The sequence below is a fragment of the Actinophytocola sp. genome, from assembly GCF_035942955.1.
Taxonomy (GTDB): domain Bacteria; phylum Actinomycetota; class Actinomycetes; order Mycobacteriales; family Pseudonocardiaceae; genus DASYTH01.
In genome coordinates this window covers 19,878-37,162 of record NZ_DASZCQ010000313.1, presented here as the reverse complement: position 1 = coordinate 37,162, position 17,285 = coordinate 19,878, and the positions used below count along the sequence as shown (strand labels likewise).

At 70.9% G+C, this 17,285-nt stretch carries 19 protein-coding genes; 5 read left to right on the top strand and 14 right to left on the bottom strand.

From position 1 onward, the window contains the following. The first annotated feature begins 334 nt into the window (after positions 1 to 334). Positions 335 to 1,303: a hypothetical protein gene (locus tag VGX25_RS31075; RefSeq protein ID WP_326921513.1), complete on the top strand. Its 969-nt coding sequence runs from the start codon at positions 335 to 337 to the stop codon at positions 1,301 to 1,303. Here the strand turns inward: VGX25_RS31075 and VGX25_RS31070 are convergent. Then, positions 1,300 to 2,673: a hypothetical protein gene (locus VGX25_RS31070; protein WP_326921512.1), complete on the bottom strand. Its 1,374-nt coding sequence runs from the start codon at positions 2,671 to 2,673 to the stop codon at positions 1,300 to 1,302. The two genes, VGX25_RS31075 and VGX25_RS31070, sit on opposite strands and share 4 nt — an antisense overlap. Next, positions 2,663 to 2,866, bottom strand: coding sequence for a hypothetical protein (locus VGX25_RS31065; RefSeq protein WP_326921511.1), 204 nt, complete (start codon positions 2,864 to 2,866; stop codon positions 2,663 to 2,665). Before VGX25_RS31065 ends, VGX25_RS31070 begins: the two co-directional genes overlap by 11 nt. 42 nt (positions 2,867 to 2,908) lie before the next feature. Between VGX25_RS31065 and VGX25_RS31060 the strand changes: the two genes are divergently transcribed. After that, positions 2,909 to 3,160 (top strand): mycoredoxin, encoded by a 252-nt coding sequence (locus VGX25_RS31060; RefSeq protein WP_326921510.1) that lies wholly within the window; start codon positions 2,909 to 2,911, stop codon positions 3,158 to 3,160. An 11-nt stretch (positions 3,161 to 3,171) separates the two neighbouring features. On the opposite strand, the gene VGX25_RS31055 is transcribed toward VGX25_RS31060, so the two are convergent. Further along, positions 3,172 to 3,933 carry an SDR family oxidoreductase gene (locus VGX25_RS31055; RefSeq protein WP_326921509.1) on the bottom strand — a complete coding sequence of 254 codons (762 nt, stop codon included), beginning with the start codon at positions 3,931 to 3,933 and terminating at the stop codon, positions 3,172 to 3,174. Next, on the bottom strand, positions 3,930 to 4,364 hold the full coding sequence (locus VGX25_RS31050) for a VOC family protein (protein WP_326921508.1): 435 nt from the start codon (positions 4,362 to 4,364) through the stop codon (positions 3,930 to 3,932). Before VGX25_RS31050 ends, VGX25_RS31055 begins: the two co-directional genes overlap by 4 nt. Positions 4,365 to 4,454: 90 nt before the next feature. Between VGX25_RS31050 and VGX25_RS31045 the strand changes: the two genes are divergently transcribed. After that, positions 4,455 to 5,135 (top strand): GntR family transcriptional regulator, encoded by a 681-nt coding sequence (locus VGX25_RS31045; protein ID WP_326921507.1) that lies wholly within the window; start codon positions 4,455 to 4,457, stop codon positions 5,133 to 5,135. Here the strand turns inward: VGX25_RS31045 and VGX25_RS31040 are convergent. The 3 genes from VGX25_RS31040 to VGX25_RS31030 all read right to left on the bottom strand — a co-directional run bounded on the left by VGX25_RS31040 (position 5,132) and on the right by VGX25_RS31030 (position 7,725). Continuing rightward, complete coding sequence (locus VGX25_RS31040) at positions 5,132 to 6,685, bottom strand: NAD(P)/FAD-dependent oxidoreductase (protein ID WP_326921506.1); 1,554 nt, start codon at positions 6,683 to 6,685, stop codon at positions 5,132 to 5,134. The two genes, VGX25_RS31045 and VGX25_RS31040, sit on opposite strands and share 4 nt — an antisense overlap. 214 nt (positions 6,686 to 6,899) lie before the next feature. Further along, a complete protein-coding gene (locus VGX25_RS31035; protein WP_326921505.1) occupies positions 6,900 to 7,073 on the bottom strand; it encodes a hypothetical protein in 174 nt (57 codons plus the stop codon). Between the two features lie 70 nt (positions 7,074 to 7,143). Next, positions 7,144 to 7,725 carry a helix-turn-helix domain-containing protein gene (locus VGX25_RS31030; protein WP_326921504.1) on the bottom strand — a complete coding sequence of 194 codons (582 nt, stop codon included), beginning with the start codon at positions 7,723 to 7,725 and terminating at the stop codon, positions 7,144 to 7,146. A gap of 234 nt (positions 7,726 to 7,959) precedes the next feature. Here VGX25_RS31030 and fdhD point away from each other — a divergent pair, with 234 nt between their 5' ends. Further along, the gene (gene fdhD / locus VGX25_RS31025; protein ID WP_326921503.1) at positions 7,960 to 8,820 is read left to right on the top strand and encodes a formate dehydrogenase accessory sulfurtransferase FdhD; all 861 of its coding nucleotides are present in this window, start codon (positions 7,960 to 7,962) and stop codon (positions 8,818 to 8,820) included. Here fdhD and VGX25_RS31020 read toward each other — a convergent pair. The 5 genes from VGX25_RS31020 to tig form a co-directional block, all read right to left on the bottom strand. Next, complete coding sequence (locus VGX25_RS31020) at positions 8,754 to 9,386, bottom strand: RBBP9/YdeN family alpha/beta hydrolase (RefSeq protein ID WP_326921502.1); 633 nt, start codon at positions 9,384 to 9,386, stop codon at positions 8,754 to 8,756. The genes fdhD and VGX25_RS31020 overlap by 67 nt on opposite strands. Before the next feature lie 148 nt (positions 9,387 to 9,534). Beyond that, on the bottom strand, positions 9,535 to 10,833 hold the full coding sequence (gene clpX, locus VGX25_RS31015; RefSeq protein ID WP_326921501.1) for an ATP-dependent Clp protease ATP-binding subunit ClpX: 1,299 nt from the start codon (positions 10,831 to 10,833) through the stop codon (positions 9,535 to 9,537). A 544-nt stretch (positions 10,834 to 11,377) separates the two neighbouring features. Then, a complete protein-coding gene (locus VGX25_RS31010) occupies positions 11,378 to 12,010 on the bottom strand; it encodes an ATP-dependent Clp protease proteolytic subunit (RefSeq protein WP_326921500.1) in 633 nt (210 codons plus the stop codon). Between the two features lie 26 nt (positions 12,011 to 12,036). Then, positions 12,037 to 12,645 carry an ATP-dependent Clp protease proteolytic subunit gene (locus VGX25_RS31005; RefSeq protein ID WP_326921499.1) on the bottom strand — a complete coding sequence of 203 codons (609 nt, stop codon included), beginning with the start codon at positions 12,643 to 12,645 and terminating at the stop codon, positions 12,037 to 12,039. A 107-nt stretch (positions 12,646 to 12,752) separates the two neighbouring features. Further along, positions 12,753 to 14,168, bottom strand: coding sequence for a trigger factor (gene tig / locus VGX25_RS31000; RefSeq protein ID WP_326921528.1), 1,416 nt, complete (start codon positions 14,166 to 14,168; stop codon positions 12,753 to 12,755). A 114-nt stretch (positions 14,169 to 14,282) separates the two neighbouring features. Between tig and VGX25_RS30995 the strand changes: the two genes are divergently transcribed. Next, on the top strand, positions 14,283 to 15,215 hold the full coding sequence (locus VGX25_RS30995; RefSeq protein WP_326921498.1) for a hypothetical protein: 933 nt from the start codon (positions 14,283 to 14,285) through the stop codon (positions 15,213 to 15,215). Here the strand turns inward: VGX25_RS30995 and VGX25_RS30990 are convergent. Beyond that, the gene (locus VGX25_RS30990) at positions 15,191 to 15,574 is read right to left on the bottom strand and encodes a RidA family protein (protein ID WP_326921497.1); all 384 of its coding nucleotides are present in this window, start codon (positions 15,572 to 15,574) and stop codon (positions 15,191 to 15,193) included. The two genes, VGX25_RS30995 and VGX25_RS30990, sit on opposite strands and share 25 nt — an antisense overlap. Before the next feature lie 78 nt (positions 15,575 to 15,652). After that, entirely contained in the window at positions 15,653 to 17,182 is a 1,530-nt protein-coding gene (locus VGX25_RS30985; RefSeq protein WP_326921496.1) for a hypothetical protein, read from the bottom strand. Positions 17,183 to 17,285 lie beyond the last annotated feature (103 nt).

Sequence of the window (17,285 nt, the reverse complement as noted above, 5' to 3'; positions counted from 1 at the left end):
ACCAATTCAGGCGCACCGGGTTGATCATCCCGGGTTCAGCCAATCCCGTGACATCGCCGGCCCACACCTCACCTGACCATGCCGGGCGGGATCCCGGCTTGTTCGCATCCTGGGCGTTTGCCCAGTGGGGGCAACGTATTCGGGGTGGGTGGCGACGCGCTGGGGTCGGTTGACCCGACCAGGGGACGGCCGTTAGGGGGCGGGCGACGTACCGGGTTGCGCCGGGCGGCCTACCCGTTGTTAACACCGGAGTTCGCTCGATCGATGAGGGGGACACCAGGCCAGAACGCACCTCGCCGGGTGGGCTGGGGCCGCACTAGGAGACCGGGAGCCGGTGGACCACAGTCAATCGGGCGCCCACCTCGAGTCACGCGACGCCGAGTGGGAGAGCCGAGTCGAGCGCGCGGCGCACGCCGACGTCCGTGAGCTGCTGCGCAGCGTGCGGCGGCGGCGCAGGGAGCGCTGGCTGGTGGGCTCGGTCGGGCTGGTCGCCGTGGCGCTGGTGCTGGTCCTGCTGTTCCGCATCGGCCTGTTCGACGGGGCGGCGGCCGACGGCGCGCAGGCGCCGGGGCCCGAGCCGACCGAGCCGGCGGCGCTGGTGCTGGACCTGAGCCGGCCGTTCGCGAAGACCCCGGCGGCGGACTGGTCGGACGGCGCGGCCGGGATCGTGCTGCCGCCGGCGCAGCGGGTCGGCGAGTTCTCCGCCGAGCGGGTCGCCGCCGCCCTGCGGGACGTGCGCGACGTGCTGGTGGCCAGCCGGCTGGATCCCCGCCTTGTCGTCGACCACGACCCCGGGGCGTTCCTCGCCGCGCTCGCCCCGGACGCCCGCCGGCAGCTCGAGCCGCTGTTCGGCTCCGGCCACGAGGCCGAGGCGCAGTCGCTGGTCAGCATGGTCGCGGCCGGCACGCGGCTGCTTCCGGTCGAGCCCAAGGTGAACGGCCGGATGACGGTCCGCGCGGGCGGCGAGGGCGAGCTGGTGGTGCACACCAACTACGTGTTCGTGTACGCGTTCCACACCGACCGGCCGGAGAAGATCGTCGACCCGATGGACATCCTGGTCGTGGTGCGCGCCGAGGTCGACTACATCCTGCGCGTCGGCGACCGGTGGGCACGGGGCAGCCAGGGCTGGTGGTACGACAAGACCGCGGGCTACGCCTATTCGATCGCCTGCGACGCCTACCGCAAGGGGTTCCTCGCGCCGGCGTTCACCGATCCCACCCATACCGAGGCGCACGGCCGGGACCGCGGCGTCTACTTCGACCCGACCGGTCCCCTGCCGCCCACCAGCGGCTGCGCGAGCTAGCCGGGCACGACGACGGCCTGGACGTGGTCGAAGCCGGCCGTGTCGGTCAGCCGGCCGTCCAGGAAATCCCGCTCCGGCACCCGCAGGGTCTGCCCGCGGGTCGGCTCGAAGATCAACACATCGGTGCCGGAGTGGCCGACGACGAGGACGTAGTGCCGCGGGATCGGGCCGCCCACGAGGACCGGCACCGGGTGTCCCCGGTCCGCGGCGGTCACCACCTCGCGCAGGGTCGCGGAGATCTCCCGGTGGTCGGTGTCGTCCACCGCGTACCAGTCGTACCGGGTGGCGGTGTGCGTGCTGAGGTAACCGGCCATGCCCGCCGGCAGGGTGCCAAGCGCCTCCGGCCACAGCCGGTTGGTCTCGTCGTGCACCCTGGCGCGCTCGGCGGTGAAGGCGGCCGCGAGGTCGTCGCGGGTCAGCGACAGCGCGTAGCGCGGGTCCGCCTCGGCCCTCGCCACGATCAGGCAGGTGGTGCCGCAGGTCGTGGCCTCGTACTGGCGGATGTCGATGTTGAGCCGGTCCTGCTCGCCTGCGCCGCCCCGGCCGATCAGCGACAGGTGCGCGTCGAGCCAGGCCGCGTCCCGGCCGCGGATCGTGTCGGCGAACCCGGTCAGCTCCGCCAGCCCGTGCCCGGCCGCGAGCGCCTTGTACAGCCAGGCGCGCTCGACGTCGGAGCCGGCCCGATCCAGCAGGGCGGTCAGCGCGGCGCGCTCGGGCGGGCTCAGCTCGCCGCGCCGCCGGCCGGCGAGCCGGAGCTGGGCCGGGCCGAGGATCCCGTCGTCGTAGCCGTCACCGATGCCCGGCACGGACACCGTCAGCCCGGCCAGCCGCACCGCCTCGGCGGGGGTGAACCCACCGGACACCGCGGCCGCCGCCCGGGCCCGGCCGGTGAGGTCGGCGAACCGGCTTGCGGCCCGGTCGGCGGCGCCGAGGCTGGCGGTGTACACGTCGACGCAGCCCGTGATCAGCTCGGTGATCGCGCTCAGCACGTCGTCAAGGGCGGTCGGATCGAGCATCGGCACGTCGCCGACGTGCATCAGGTCGTAGCTCGCGGCGTCCAGCGCCTTGTGCAGCGCGGCGTGCCGGTTCTGCTGGTCGCGCACGGCGGCGGCCAGCTCGACGAGCGCGTCGGCCGCGTCGCCGAACGCCCGCGGGGCGCGGTCCACGCCGGCCGATCGCAGCGCGCCGGCCGCGTCGCGATAGGCGGCCGCCAGGGCCAGCAGCGCGCGCGGATCTCCGGGCGGGGGCACCGCGATCGCCTTGACGACCTCGGCAACGACCATCACCAGCCGAACCGGGTTGAGCAGCGCGACCAGCTCCCCCAGCCGCTGCACGACCGTGGTCACCTGCCGGTAGTCGTTACTGGCCATCGGGTTCCCCGGCGGCGAGGTACACGCCGAGCTCGTCGAACCAGGCGGCCTGCATGGCGTTGTACGCATCCGCAGCGACATCGAGGCCGCACGCCCGGCCCCCGTCCCGGCTCACGGCGTCCCACACCGCCCGGACGGCCTCGACCTCCTCGCGCACCACACCATCCTGGCCGGGAACCCCTGTGATGGCCATCACCTCGGGCATGTTTGGCGCCGGCAGGGCGTTGTGCCGAGCGTGAGCGAGGCACCGAAGACTGTGACCATGTACTCCACCACCTGGTGCGGGTACTGCCGGCGGCTGAAGGCACAGCTCGACCGGGACGGCATCCCCTACGTCGAGGTCGACATCGAGCGCAGCCCGGCCGCCGCCGAGTTCGTGATGCGCGTCAACGGCGGCAACCGCACGGTGCCGACGGTGCACTTCCCCAACGGCACGGCGCTGACCAACCCGACCCTGGCTCAGGTCAAGGAGCAGCTGGCCGCCTAACGTCGTGACACCTAGCGCAGGTGCGACGCCCCGTTGAGGTCGAGCACCGCGCCCGACGCCCACTGCGCATCGGCGGAGGCGAGGTAGAGCACGGCCGCGGCCACCTCCTCCGGCTCACCGACCCGGTTGAACGGGCTCTGCGCCCGCACCCGGTCACCCTCCGGCCCGCCGAGCGTGCCCCGCTGCCGGTCCGTGCGCACGAACCCGGGCGCCACCGAGGTGACCGCGATCCCGTACGGCGCAAGGGAGACCGCCAGCGACTGGCCAAGCGCGTGCAGCCCCGCCTTGCTCGCACCGTAGGCCGGGTTGGCCGGCTCCCCGCGGTACGCGCCGCGCGAGCCGACGTTGACGATCCGCCCGCCGCGGCCGTGGTCGATCATGTGCCGGGCCGCCCAGTAGCTCACGTTGGCCGCGCCGAGCAGGTTCACGTCGATAGCCTGCCGCCAGATCCGCACCCAGTCCACATAGGACGTTTTGGCGACGGGATGGTAGGTCTCGACGGACGTGGCCACGGCCGCGTTGTTGATCAGCACGTCCACCCCGCCCGCGGTGTCCACAACGGTCCGGACGATCCGCTCGGCGGCGTCCGGGTCGGCCAGGTCTCCCGCAACCAGATGGTGGCCGGTGCCCGGCAGGCCGGCGAGCGTATCCTCGGCATCTGCCCGGCCGGCCGAGTAATGTACGGCCACCCGATCCCCGGCCGTCGCGAACGCGGTGGCGATGGCCCGGCCGATTCCCCGGGAGGCGCCAGTGACCAAAACGGACCTGCTCATGCGGCGAAAACCTGGGACTCATCGGCAAAGGACTTGAACTCCAGCGCGTTGCCGGCCGGGTCGCGCAGGAACATCGTCCACTGCTCCCCCGGCTCGCCGGCGAAGCGCAGGTACGGCTCGATCACGAACCGGACGCCGGCCGACTTGAGCCGTTCGGCCAGCGCGTGAAAGTCCTCGGTGGACAGAAGGAGCCCGAAGTGCGGCACCGGAACGTCGTGCCCGTCGACCTCGTTGTGCCCGGCGTCGGCCCGCTCGCGTGCGGGCGCCCGGTGCGTCACGAGCTGATGGCCGTAGAAGTTCCAGTCCACCCAGGCATCGGCGGAGCGGCCCTCGGGCAGGCCGAGCACGCCCCCGTAGAACTCTCGTGCTCGTGCGATGTCGTCGACGGGGATGGCAAGGTGAAAGCTCGGCCGATCGGCGCCAGCGCTCATCGCCGGTCTCCTCTCCAGAGTGATTCCGCTGCCGCTTCAGTCTACGTTGTCCGGATGTCGACATAGGTCAGACGACGTTAAGGTGTGCTGGTGACGCTGCCCAAATCCCTCGGCAAGGCCCAACGGCGCGGCCTTGCCGAAGAGGCCGCCGACCGGATCCGCGAGGCGATCTTCGCCGGGCTGTTCGCACCCGGTGCCGCGTTACGTGAGGTCGAACTGGCCGAGGCGCTGGACGTGAGCCGCGGCTCGGTCCGCGAGGGGCTTGCCCTGCTCGAGCGCGAAGGCCTGCTGCAGAGCGCATGGCACCGCGGCACGCGGGTGATCGAGCTGACCGTCACCGACATCGACGAGGTCTACTCCGTCCGCGCCGCCCTCGAGCGGCTGGCCACCTGCACCGCGGCCGAGCACGCCGGCGCGGAGGTGCACGACCGGCTGGACCGGATCGTCGACGCCATGGCCACCCAGGCGAACGCCGGCGCGGACGGACCGACGCTGCTCGCGCTGGACATCGACTTCCACGACCAGATCTACGTCGCGGCAGGCAATCGCCGGCTGCTCGACGCGTGGCAGGCGTTGCGCTCCCAGGTCTACCTGTTCCAGCTGTCCCGCATCCGGCTCGGCGACGAGGACTACCGCTCGCGGCTGGTGACCGAGCATCGGCAGATCGCGACCATGGTGCGGCAGCGCGATGTCACGGAGTTGGCCAAGATCGCCGAAGATCACGTGCACTCCGCCAAGCGCGCGCTGATCGCCCGGCTGGCCGAGCGCTAACGGCCGCGGCCGAGCACGGCCATCGCGGCGTTGTGACCGCCGATCCCGCTCACCCCGCCGCCCCGCCGGGCCCCGGCCCCGCAGACGAACAGGTTGGCCGCGTCGGTCTCCACTCCCCAGCCGCCCGGCTCGCCCTCGGCGAACGGCCAGTCCAGGTCCCCGTGGAAGATGTGGCCGCCCGGCAGGCCCAGCTCCGCCTCGAGATCGAGCGGGGTGCGGGCCTCGAGGCAGGGCCGGCCGTCGGCGTCGGTGGCAAGGCAGTCCTGGATGGGCTCGGCCAGATGCCGGTTGAGCCCGGCCAGGTACCGCTCGACAAGGTCCGCACGCATGCCGTCGTTGTCCGACGCGAACAGTCCGGCCGGCAGGTGCAGGCCGAACAACGTCAAGGTGTGCCAACCCTTCGCGGCCAACTCGGAGTCCACAATAGACTGGTCGGTGAGCGTGTGGCAGTACGTCTCGCCCGGCGGGAACTCCGGCACGGCCCCGGACAGGCTTGCCCGGTAGGCGTTCTCCAGCTCCGAATAGGACTCGTCCAGATGGAACGTGCCGGCGAAGGCCTGCCGGGGATCCACGCCGCTGCGCAGCCGGGGCAGCCGGGTGAGCAGCACATTGATCTTCAGCTGGCACCCGACCGGCGCCGGCCCGGACGGCTCGCGGCCGCGCAGCCGGTCCAGCACCCGCGGCGCCACCCCGGCCAGAACATGCCGTGCCGCAACGGTGTGCTCCCGGTCGCCGGCCACGTAGCCGACCTCGCCGGCGTGCCCGTCGACCTCGACCCGGGTGACGTCCGCGCCGGTCGTGATGACCACCCCGGCCTCCCGGGCGGCCCGGATCAGCTCCGCGGTCACCGCGCCCATGCCGCCGACCGGCACCCGCCACTCCCCCGTGCCGTTGCCGATCAGGTGGTACAGGAAGCACCGGTTGGCCAGCAGGTCCGGCGCGTGCAGCGAGGTGTGCGTTCCGATCAGCGCGTCGGTGGCCACCACGCCGCGCACCAGGTCGTCGGCGAACAGCTCGGCGATCGCCTCGCCGATCGGCCGCTCGAACACCCGCTCCCACAGCCGGTCCGCGGCCACCTTGGCGCGTAGCTCCTCCTTGCCGGGCAACGGTTCCAGCAGCGTGGGCGCCACGATCCCGGCCATGCCCGCAAGGTCTGCGTACCACTCGGTCCAGCGCCGAAGCTCGGCGTCCGACCCGGTCAGCGCGCGGAACGACGCCGCGGTGGCCGCGCCCGGCTCCCGCTCGACCAGCAGGCCGACCGGGCGACCGTCGCGGATCGCCGGGGTGTACGACGAGACCGCCCGCGACGCCAGCGAGATGCGCAGCCCCAGGTCGGCCACGATGGTCGAGGGCAGCAGGCTGACCAGGTAGGAGTAGCGGGACAGCCGGGCCGGCACGCCGGGGAACGCCCGCGCGCTCACCGCCGCTCCGCCGGGTTCGTCCGCCCGCTCGAGGATCCGCACCGAGCGGCCGGCCCTGGCCAGGTAGGCGGCGGCGACCAGCGCGTTGTGCCCGCCGCCGACCACCACCACGTCATAGCGTTCGGTCATGCGGCCACGCTAAGGGATGTTCGACGGTCCGCCGAGGTCGGCCGATCTCGGGCCAGGGCGGCCGCCACATGACGGCCAGGACAGGGGCGGGGAACGAGCCCCCTGCCCGCAGGCGTCGTCAACCAACCACCCCGGCCCGCAACCCATCACGCAACCCGACCCCGGGCCGCTCGCCGAAGGCGACCGGCGGCCTTGCCCGAGTCATCAAACACTGCTAGGCGATGGCCGGCCGCGGAGCCTCGCGGTGCCGGCGGGCCGGCCCCGGCTCGGTCCGCCGATCGTCGCACCGCTCCCGCCGAGCCCGGCGCACCAGCCGCTCGTTGGCGGCCTCGCGCAGGTACTCCTCGCGCCGGATGGTGGCGATGAGGTGGGCGCTCAACTGGTCCATGACACACTCCGATTCCGGGTAGGCGGGAACCGGCCGCCGGACCGGCGGCCTGGCAAGGAATTGCTGGGGACTAGGCGCGCTCGACGGGTCGATCGACCATCGTGGACAGGAAGAAGTACACGGGCCGCGCGCCTTCCGGCCGCGCAGACGGATCATCCCGGCGGTTCTTGTGCCGCCGCAGGATCTCCTGGATCTCCTCGCGCACCGCCGCCGTCTCCGCCGCGGTCAGCCATTCGCTGCAGTCGGACAGGCCGACGGCCTCGCGCCACTCGTCCGGCTCGAGGCTCAGGGCTCGCATCCCCTCACGCGTCCGGTCGAAGGCGACCTGGATGAATGCCTCGCTCATCGCCTCGCCGGCGAGCGCCGTCTCCTCGTCCACGCCGACGTCGGAGAAGCTGTGCCCCTCGTACACGGCCTGCCAGGGCTTCTCCCGGCCCTGCCCGCCGTCGGCCTGCTCCACATAGCCGTACTTGGCGAGCGTGTTGATGTGATACGAGCAGTTGGCCACGCTCTCGCCCACCGCCCTGGCGCACTGCGTCGCGGTGAGCGGCCCGTCCTGGCTGATCAGTTGCAGCAGGCGCATGCGCAGTGGATGCGCCAGCGCTCGCAGCTCCTTGGCGTCGGTGATCGTCTTACGCGGCTTCCCCGGCATGCATAGCAACATATCTTGCTAAGGGGTCCTTTAGCAAGAGTTCTTGCTAAAGGACCCCTTAGATCCCCTCCGGCTGGCGACCACCCTGCGGATCGCCAGCCCCGCACCGCTTGTCAAGATGTCAACATAATGGTGTATGCCATGTAGGATCCCGGTTCGCTCGATGAGCGGTCGCCCAACCACGAGCAAAGGTTGCCCAACGGTTCCGGCTCCCCACTCCGTACGCTGGTGGCCATGGGACGCGTGACGGTGCGCCGACCCGTGCTGCGGCTGTCCGCGCACGGCGAGCACCACCGCCCGGACGCCCTCGCCGCCGAGGAGCCGCTGGAGATCCGGGTGGATGGCCGCGCCCTCGCCGTCACCATGCGCACCCCCGGCCACGACGTCGAGCTGGCCCACGGCTTCCTGCTCACCGAGGGCGTCATCGGCGCCCCCGCCGACGTGCGCACCGCCCGCTACTGCGACAGCGTCGACGCCGACGGCCACCACACCTACAACGTCCTCGACCTCGCGCTCGCCGAGGGCGTCCCCCCGCCCGATCCCGGCGTCGAGCGCAACTTCTACACCACGTCCTCCTGCGGCGTCTGCGGCAAGGCCGCCCTCGACGCCGTCCGCCTCAAGACCCGCTTCTCCCCCGCCGCCGACCCCTGCACGATCACCCCGCGGGTTCTGGCCGCCCTCCCCGACATCCTCCGCGACCGCCAGCGGGTCTTCGCCAGCACCGGCGGCCTGCACGCCGCCGGCCTGTTCACGGTGGCCGGTTCACCCCTCGTGGTCCGCGAGGACGTCGGCCGCCACAACGCCGTCGACAAGGCCCTCGGCTGGGCCCTGCTCAATGCCCGCGTCCCCCTGTCCGCCACGGTCCTTATGGTCTCCGGCCGCGCCTCCTTCGAGCTGGTCCAGAAGGCCGCCATGGCCGGCATCCCCATCCTGGCCGCGGTGTCCGCCCCCTCCTCGCTCGCCGTCGACCTCGCAGACGAGCAGGGCATCACCCTCATCGGCTTCCTCCGCGGCGAGACCATGAACGTCTACGCCGGCACCAATCGCGTATGCCGATCGGACATCCAATCCAGCACCGCCGGCCAGGGCCCGTAACCCGCCTCGGCGTCCAGGTGCGCCCCACCCGGGATCACGTCAAGATCGATCTTCAACGCCGCCGCCATGTCCACGGCCTCGTCCACCGAGCACGCCTCGTCGTTGTCCCCGACCACCAGCTGAGTCCACGCCGCCGCCCGCCGCACCCCACCGGCGTCGAGCGGCACCGGGGTGAACCCGTGCACGTCCGGCTCATGCCACCTCGGCCCCGGCGGCGCCACCAACAACACCCGGTCGAACCGCAGCCGCGCCTCCTCATGCGCACCCGCCAGCCGAGCCGCATGGTGCAGCCACAGCAGCGCCCCGCACGAGTGGGCCAGAACCACCCGCTCGGTCGCATCGGGCGCGGCCTCCAAGTGATGGGTCAGCTCGCTCAGCCACACCTCGAGGTTGGGATGATCGGGCTCAGCGAACTGCGGAACGTCGACGATCCCACCGGCCCGCCCCAGCTCCCCGGCCAGCCAGCTCTGCCAATGCCGCGGTCCCGACCCCGTATGCCCGTGTACGAGCAGCACATAGGGCAAGTCCGCACGCGAGATAACCTCGGCTCGGTCGGACGACGCCATGGCAAATGCCTACCACGCGCGGGGCTCGGTCGGCTGCAGGACCGTCGGGGGTCCGGGGGCGGAGTCCCCGGCCGGGGGTCTGGGGGCTTGGCCCCCAGAAACACAAATCTGCGTACTTTGGCGAGCGCTTTCCGCGAGCACACTCCCCCTACGCGGACTTCTCCCTGCGCTCCCGCCGCGACGGCTGCCGCGCCACGATCGTCGGGTTCACGTTCTCCCGCACCGTCTGCTCCGTGATCACGACCTTGGCCACGTCACTGCGGCTCGGGATGTCGTACATGATCGGCTGGAGCACTTCCTCCATGATCGCGCGCAGGCCGCGTGCCCCGGTGCCGCGCAAAATGGCCTGGTCGGCGACCGCGTCCAGGGCGGCGGCGGTGAACTCCAGCTCGACCCCGTCCATCTCGAACAGCTTCTGGTACTGCTTGACCAGGGCGTTGCGCGGATCGGTGAGAATCTTGACCAGGGAGGTCTTGTCGAGGTTGGTGACGCTGGCGACCACCGGGAGACGGCCGATGAACTCCGGGATCAGCCCGAACTTGATCAGATCCTCGGGCATGGTGTCGGCGAACAGGTCGGTGGTGTCGATCTCGGCCTTGGAGCGGATCTCGGCGCCGAAGCCGAGGCCGCGCTTGCCGCACCGGTCCTGGATGATCTTCTCCAGCCCGGCGAACGCGCCGGCCACGATGAACAGCACGTTCGTCGTGTCGATCTGGATGAACTCCTGGTGCGGGTGCTTGCGGCCGCCCTGCGGCGGAACGCTCGCCGTGGTGCCCTCGAGGATCTTCAGCAGCGCCTGCTGCACGCCCTCGCCGGAGACGTCCCTGGTGATCGAGGGGTTCTCGCTCTTGCGAGCGATCTTGTCGACCACGTCGATGTAGATGATGCCGGTCTCGGCCCGCTTGACGTCGTAGTCGGCCGCCTGGATGAGCTTGAGCAGGATGTTCTCGACGTCCTCGCCGACGTAGCCGGCCTCGGTCAGCGCGGTGGCGTCGGCGATGGCGAACGGCACATTGAGCAATTTCGCGAGCGTCTGGGCCAGGTAGGTCTTGCCGCAGCCGGTGGGGCCGAGCATCAGGATGTTGGACTTGGACAGCTCGACGGTCTCGTGCGACTCGCGGCTCTCCCTGCCCTCGGGACGGGTGCGGTCACCTGCCTGTATGCGCTTGTAGTGGTTGTAGACGGCCACCGCGAGCGTGCGCTTGGCGTCGTCCTGGCCGATCACATACTGGTTCAGGAAGTCGTGGATCTCGGAGGGTTTGGGCAGCTCATCGAGCTTGACGTCGCCGGCCTCGGCGAGCTCCTCCTCGATGATCTCGTTGCACAGGTCGATGCACTCGTCGCAGATGTACACGCCGGGGCCGGCGATGAGCTTCTTCACCTGCTTCTGGCTCTTCCCGCAGAAAGAGCATTTCAGCAGGTCTCCGCCGTCACCGATACGTGCCATGACCGCTGACCTCTGTCCCCTCCGGCGTGCCGGGGAGCACGCCTGGCTGTATGGCCGGGCTTGACCTCCGAGCTCCAGTGTCGCTCAGAACTCTGAAGGCCCAGTAGTGCCCGTTGCCCTTGACGGTACCTGCCAACCCCCGCTCAGCGGGAGAACCTGAGCGGCGAGTGGCCGGATTAGGCCGATCAGGTGGTTTCATGCCGTGCCCTCCAGCTCGGGAGAGTTGGCCGTGGTCGTGGGTCGCCTCAGGTGCTGGGCCACCGGACCGCTCCTCGGGCAGACCTCGTTCCTCGGCCAAGCCGGCCTCTCCTCGTTCCTCGGAGGGGCCGGAGTATTGAATGGTTCACTCCGCAAGCTCCGCCAAGCCTGAGCATCGGATGGTTCGCTCCGCAGGCTCCGCCAAGCCTGCGTCTCCTCGTTCCTCGGAGCCGCAGGAGCATCGGATGGTTCGCTCCGCAAGCTCCGCTCACGCCCCTCGTCGCGATGGGCCAACTCCCTCGCCCGGCATTCCGCACGCTTCATGCCGACCACCAGCCCGGGGAGATCAGTTCTTCACCGCGGACAGCTTCCGGTACGCCAGCACTTCGTCGACGATCCCGTACTCCTTCGCCTCCTCGGCGGTCAGGATCTTGTCCCGCTCGATGTCGGCGCGGATCTCGTCGGGCGACTTGTTGGTGTGCCTGGCAAGCGTGGACTCCATGAGCCGGCGGACCCGCTGGATCTCGTTGGCCTGGATCTCCAGGTCGGACACCTGGCCGTAGGCGCCCTCCATGGACGGCTGGTGGATCAGGATCCGGGAGTTGGGCAGCGCGTACCGCTTGCCGGGGGTGCCGGCGGACAGCAGCACCGCGGCCGCGGAGGCGGCCTGGCCGAGGCAGTAGGTCTGCACGTCGGGCCGGGCGAACTGCATCGTGTCGTAGATCGCCATGAGCGAGGTGAACGAGCCGCCCGGCGAGTTGATGTACATGATGATGTCCCGGTCCGGGTCGACCGACTCCAGGTAGAGCAGCTGGGCCATCACGTCGTTGGCGGAGGCGTCGTCGATTTGCACGCCGACGAAGATGATCCGCTCCTCGAACAGCTTGTTGTAGGGGTTGGACTCCTTGACCCCGTAGCTGGTCCGCTCGACGAAGGACGGCAGCACGTACCGGGACTGCGGGAGGTGAAGGTCGCTCACGGGAGATCTCCTGTCGGTACTGGCCGTCAGTTGCTGTTGGGGGTCTGGTTCGCCCGGGTGACCACGTGGTCGATGAAGCCGTACTCACGGGCCTCCTCCGCGGTGAACCAGGCGTCGCGGTCGGCGTCCGCGGTGACCTTCTCGAGCGGCTGACCGGTCTGCTGCGCGGTGATCTGGGCCATCTCCAGCTTCCACTTCGCGTAGACCTCGGCCCGGATGGCGATGTCCGACGCGGTGCCCCCGATGCCGGCGGAGGGCTGGTGCATCATGATCCGCGCATGCGGCAGGGCGTAACGCTTGCCGGGCGTGCCGGAGGAGAGTAGGAACTGGCCCATCGACGCGGCCAGGCCCATCGCCCAGGTCTGCACGTCGGGCTCGACGAGCTGCATCGTGTCGTAGATCGCCATGCCGGCGGTGACCGAGCCGCCCGGCGAGTTGATGTAGAAGGTGATGTCCTTCTCCGGATCCTCGGCCGCCAGCAGCAGCAGCTGCGCGGTGATCCGGTTGGCGATCTCGTCGTCGACCTCGGAGCCGAGGAAGACGATGCGCTCCCTGAGCAGCCGCTCGTACACCGAGTCGTTCAAGGTCAGCCCCGCGGTCGCCGACCGCATCACCGGGGCGAGGTGCGCACCCACGTTTGTCTGCCTTCTCCCAGGTTCCTGCGCTGATGTCACGCAATCGACATTAACTAAGGTGGACGGCGCCGAGTGGTCGACACCAGCCCCGTTCGCTCAGAGCGTCACTACTTGTTGGCCGCACCCTCACCCACCGCGGCCTCGTCCTCGGCGATCTCGGCGGCCGGCGCCTCCTCAACCGGGGGCTGCTCCGCCGGCTCCTCGACCCGGCCGAACAGCTCCTCGAGGTCGACGGCGTTGCCGGCCGCGTCGGTCACCGTGGCCCGGCGCACGACCGTGGCCAGCGCCTTTCCCCGGCGGACATCGGCAAAGATGGCGCCGAGCTGCCCGGACTCCTGGGCCCGCTTGACGTACTCGTCCGGGCTGATGCCGAACCGCTGGGCCTGGTAGATGATCCGTTCGGTCAGCTCGTTGTCGTTGACCCCGACGTTCTCCTTCTCCGCGATGGAGTCCAGCACGAGCTGCGTCTTGACCGACCGCTCCGCGTCGGCGCGCACCTCGGCGTCGAACTCCTCGGTGGTCTTGTCCTGCGACTTGAGAAACTCGGCGAGGCGCTCCTCGTCGTGGTCGAACGCGTGCACCGCGTCGTGCTTGCGGGACTCGACCTCGGCCTCGAGGACCGCCTCGGGCAGCGGCACCTCGGTGCGCTCAAGCAGCGCCTCGAGCACCTTGTCCCTGGCCTGCACGCCCTGCTGCATGCGCTTGACCCGGCGCAGCCGCTCGCGCAGGTCGGCCATGAGCTCGTCGATGGTGTCGAACTCGCTGGCCATCCCGGCGAACTCGTCGTCGGCCTCGGGCAGCTCGCGCACCTTGACCGACTGCACGGTGACCGTGACCTCGGCGTCCTTCCCGGCGTGCTCGCCGGCGAGCAGCTTGGTGGTGAACGTGCGCGACTCCCCCGCCTCGGCGCCGACGATCGCCTCGTCGATGCCCTCGACCAGGTTGCCGGAGCCCACCTCGTAGGACAGGCCGGTGGTCTTGGCGTCCTCGACCTCCTCGCCGTCGACCGTGGCGGTGAGGTCGACCGAGACGAAGTCGCCGGTCTGGGCCGGGCGGTTGGCGCCGGTCAGCGTGCCGAACCGGGCCCGCAGCTCGTCGAGCTGCTCGAGCACCTCCTCCTCGGTGACCTCGACCTCGTCGACCGCGACGGACAGGTCGCCGAAGTCCGGGAGGTCGATGTCGGGCCGGATGTCCACCTCGGCGGTGAACGCCACGTGGTCGCCGTCCTCGATCTTGGTGACCTCGATGTCCGGGCGGCCGATGGCGCGCAGCTCGCTGGTGGTGACCGCCTCCATGTACTTGGTCGGGATGGCCTCGTTGACCACCTCGTCGAGGATGGGCGCGCGGCCGATGCGGGACTCGATGACCCTGGCCGGCGCCTTGCCCGGGCGGAAGCCGGGGATGCGGATCTGCTGCGCGAGCTTGCGGTAGGCGCGGTCGAAGTTCGGTTTGAGCTCGTCGAACGGCACCTCGACGTTGATCCGGACCCGCGTCGGGCTGAGGTGCTCGACGGTGCTCTTCAACGTGATCTCCTCGTGCGGAAGTGCATGGGTGATGACCCGACGGGATACGGTCCGCGGGACGAACATTGAGTCTAGGCTGGCCCGCCCGGCCCGGACCAAGGAGGCTCGTCCCGCGTGTCGATACGTGAGGTGTTTTCGAGTGCGACGGTCACCCTCGACCATCGCCCCTATCACGTGCGGACCTGGCGCGGCGGCTTCGTCGCCGCCGCGGAGCAGGGCTCGGCCACCGTCCTGAGCGGCGCGCTGGAGATCCTCGACCGGGTCGAGCTCGGCGACGACCTCGTCGACGTCGCGCTGGCCGACGACGGCGCCTCCTGGGCCTGGATCTCGGGCGGTGAGCTGCGGATCGGCAGCCCGGACGCGCCCCGCTCGGCGGCGGTGACCGGCGAGGGCGCCTGCCGCTGGCGCTCCCCCGCCCGCGACCTGTGGTTCGCCGCCAGCTCCGGACCCGAGGTGGCGGTGGAGGTCTGGACCGGGTCGGCCGTGCACCGGGCCCTGGTGCCGGACCCGTTCGGGGACTCCGGCACCCTGCTGTTCGATCATCCCGCCAGCGACTCCATGGTGCTGTGGATCGCCGCGGGCCGCGACGGCGCGCGGTCCTGGCTCGTCTCGTTCGACGGGGTCGCCGTCCGGACCGAGCGGCTGCCCTGCGACGACCGCGGCCCCGCGCTGTTCGGCCCGGCCGGAGACTGGTTTCTCGCCCCCGGCCGCGACGACCTGGTGCGGGTCTCCTGGCCGGGTGGAGCCGTGCTCGGCCGGCTGGCCTGGTCGCCGGTCGGCGAGCACGACCTGGGCGGGATGGACGTCCAGCTGCTGCCGGGCGGCTACGCGTCGTGGAGCGGCGAGAACGGCCGGATCTGCGTCGTGGACCTGACCACCATGGCCGTGGCCGACGAGATCGCGATCGCCGGGCGCCCGCTCGGTTTCTCCGTGGCCGGCGCGGACGGCACGCTGCTCACCGTGCACGACGAGAACAGGATCGAGCTGACCCGCGCCCGGGACTGGTCGCCCGAGCCGGACCGCTACGCCGCGGGCTCGATCGCGTAGGCCTCGATCTCCACCCTCATCCGCGGATCGATCAGCGCCGACACCCCGACCAGGGTCGCCGCCGGCAGCACGTCGCCGAACGCCTCCCGGTGCGCCCTTGCGACCAGCGCGGCGTCGGCCATGTCGGTCACGTAGGCCACCGTCCGCACGACCGCCTCCAGGCTCGACCCGGCGTCGGCAAGGGCCAGCTCGATGATCTCCAGAATCGCCTTGGACTGCTGGTACGCGTCGCATCCGTCGAGGTACGGATCGCGCGCCGTCGTGCCGGACACGTGGATGTGCTCCCCCACCCGCACGGCGCGGCTGTACCCGTACACCGCCTCGAACGCCCCACCGGACGAGATGTTCAGTCGCTGCATCCACGCCCCCGTTCCTCGCTCCGCGCCGACCCTACCGGCCCGCGGTGGGTCGGCAGGGTCGACGCGGCCGGTGGACCGTCAGCGCAGTGCGGCCACGTAGGTGTTGAGCAGCACGTTGATGTCGGCGTAGCGCACCGTCGAGGCGCACAGCTTCCGTGGTGCGGCGAACAGTCCACACGAGACGAGAGCGCGCGGGTCGAGCGAGGAGATGATCCCGAGTGCCAGCCGGTCCCGGCTGGAGTCGGTCAGCACCGGCCCGCCGCTGTCACCCTGGCCGACCGCGACCGCCAGCTGCCCGTTGCGCCGGACCACGGTCGAGGTGGCGTCGACCATGCCCGCCTTGACCACCACGTCCCGGACGATGCGCCGGCCGAACGGTCCTATTTGGACGAACCGGAGGATCTCCCTGACGTTGGTGGCGATCACGTTGAGCGCGCAGTTCTCTCCGGTCGACGCCCCGGACGTGCACGCCACCGTGGTGTTGCGGACGTTGCGGCCCGGGTTGCGGACCACCACGCTGCCCTCGGCCGCGCCGACTCCACCGACACCACCGGTGAACGTGCTCGTCCCCGCCTGGGCGACGCTGATCAGCTCCGAGTCCTGCAGCGGTCTGGTGTTGACGACCGGGCCGAGGATGCGGGTTCCGTCGCCGTTGCGCACCTGGGTGCCCGGCGCGAAGCAGTGCAGTGCCGTCAGCATGTACTCCCGCGTCCGGGTTCCCGCGTCCACGATCCCGAATCCGGTCGAGCACTGGCCGAATCCGGGCGCGGTGATCCGGCCGCCGGCGAACCACGGCGCGGTGTCGTCCAGCCGCCCGGCCAGGACGTTCTGCGGGCTCACGTCGACGGTGACCGGCACCCCGGCGGCGGCGGTGAGCAGTTGCTGCGCCTGCCCGGGATTGAACGAGCCGTCGTACGGCTCGACGCCGGCGACCAGCCCGGTGCCCTCCTCGAGAACCTTGACGGTGTGCAGGAAACCGCACATCTGGTCGGACAGCGCCGCGTTCTCCAGCAACGCCGTCGCGATCGGGTCGAGGTGGGCGCGGGAGTACGGCGCGTCGTACCGCACGACCTCGATCGGCTGGCCGGGATCGGCGACGATCTGCGCTACCTCGGCCGGCAGCGGCTCGCCTGGCAACCAGTACAGCCCGAGCCTGGCCTGGTCCGGGTCGGCGATCACGCCGCTGAACCCCGGGTAGCCGTTGGCGTCGGCGAGGGCCAGGATCCGGCCGCCGACGTCGATGAGCTGGTCGTCGACCGCGGATCCGCCGGAATTGGCGACCGCGGGCTCGTCGTCCGGCCCCTGCTCGGCACCCTCGGCCGGGCCGGGATCGGTGCACCGCGGCGGCACCGTCGTGGTGGTCGTGGTGGTCCGGATCGTCGTGGTCGTGGTGGGTGTGGTGATCGTGGTGGTGGTCGGGCCGGTCGTGGTCGTGCCTATTGGGCCGGTGGTCGTGCCGGGCGGGGTGATCGTCGCGCTCACTCCGGCCGAGGCGCCGGCGGAGTTCGGAGCGGCCGCCGCCATCGCCGTCGCGCCGCCAAGCACGGTGAGCGCGGCGGCTATTGCGGCAATGTGTCTAACCCGACTTCGACCATTCGGATTCATCATGATGAATCGACTCCTTGTGCAGGTGTGGCGTCACCCAATTGGACGAGCGGCGCACGCGCGCCAATCGAGGTGCACCCTGCTTTTCGTCGGCGCCGGCCGTTGA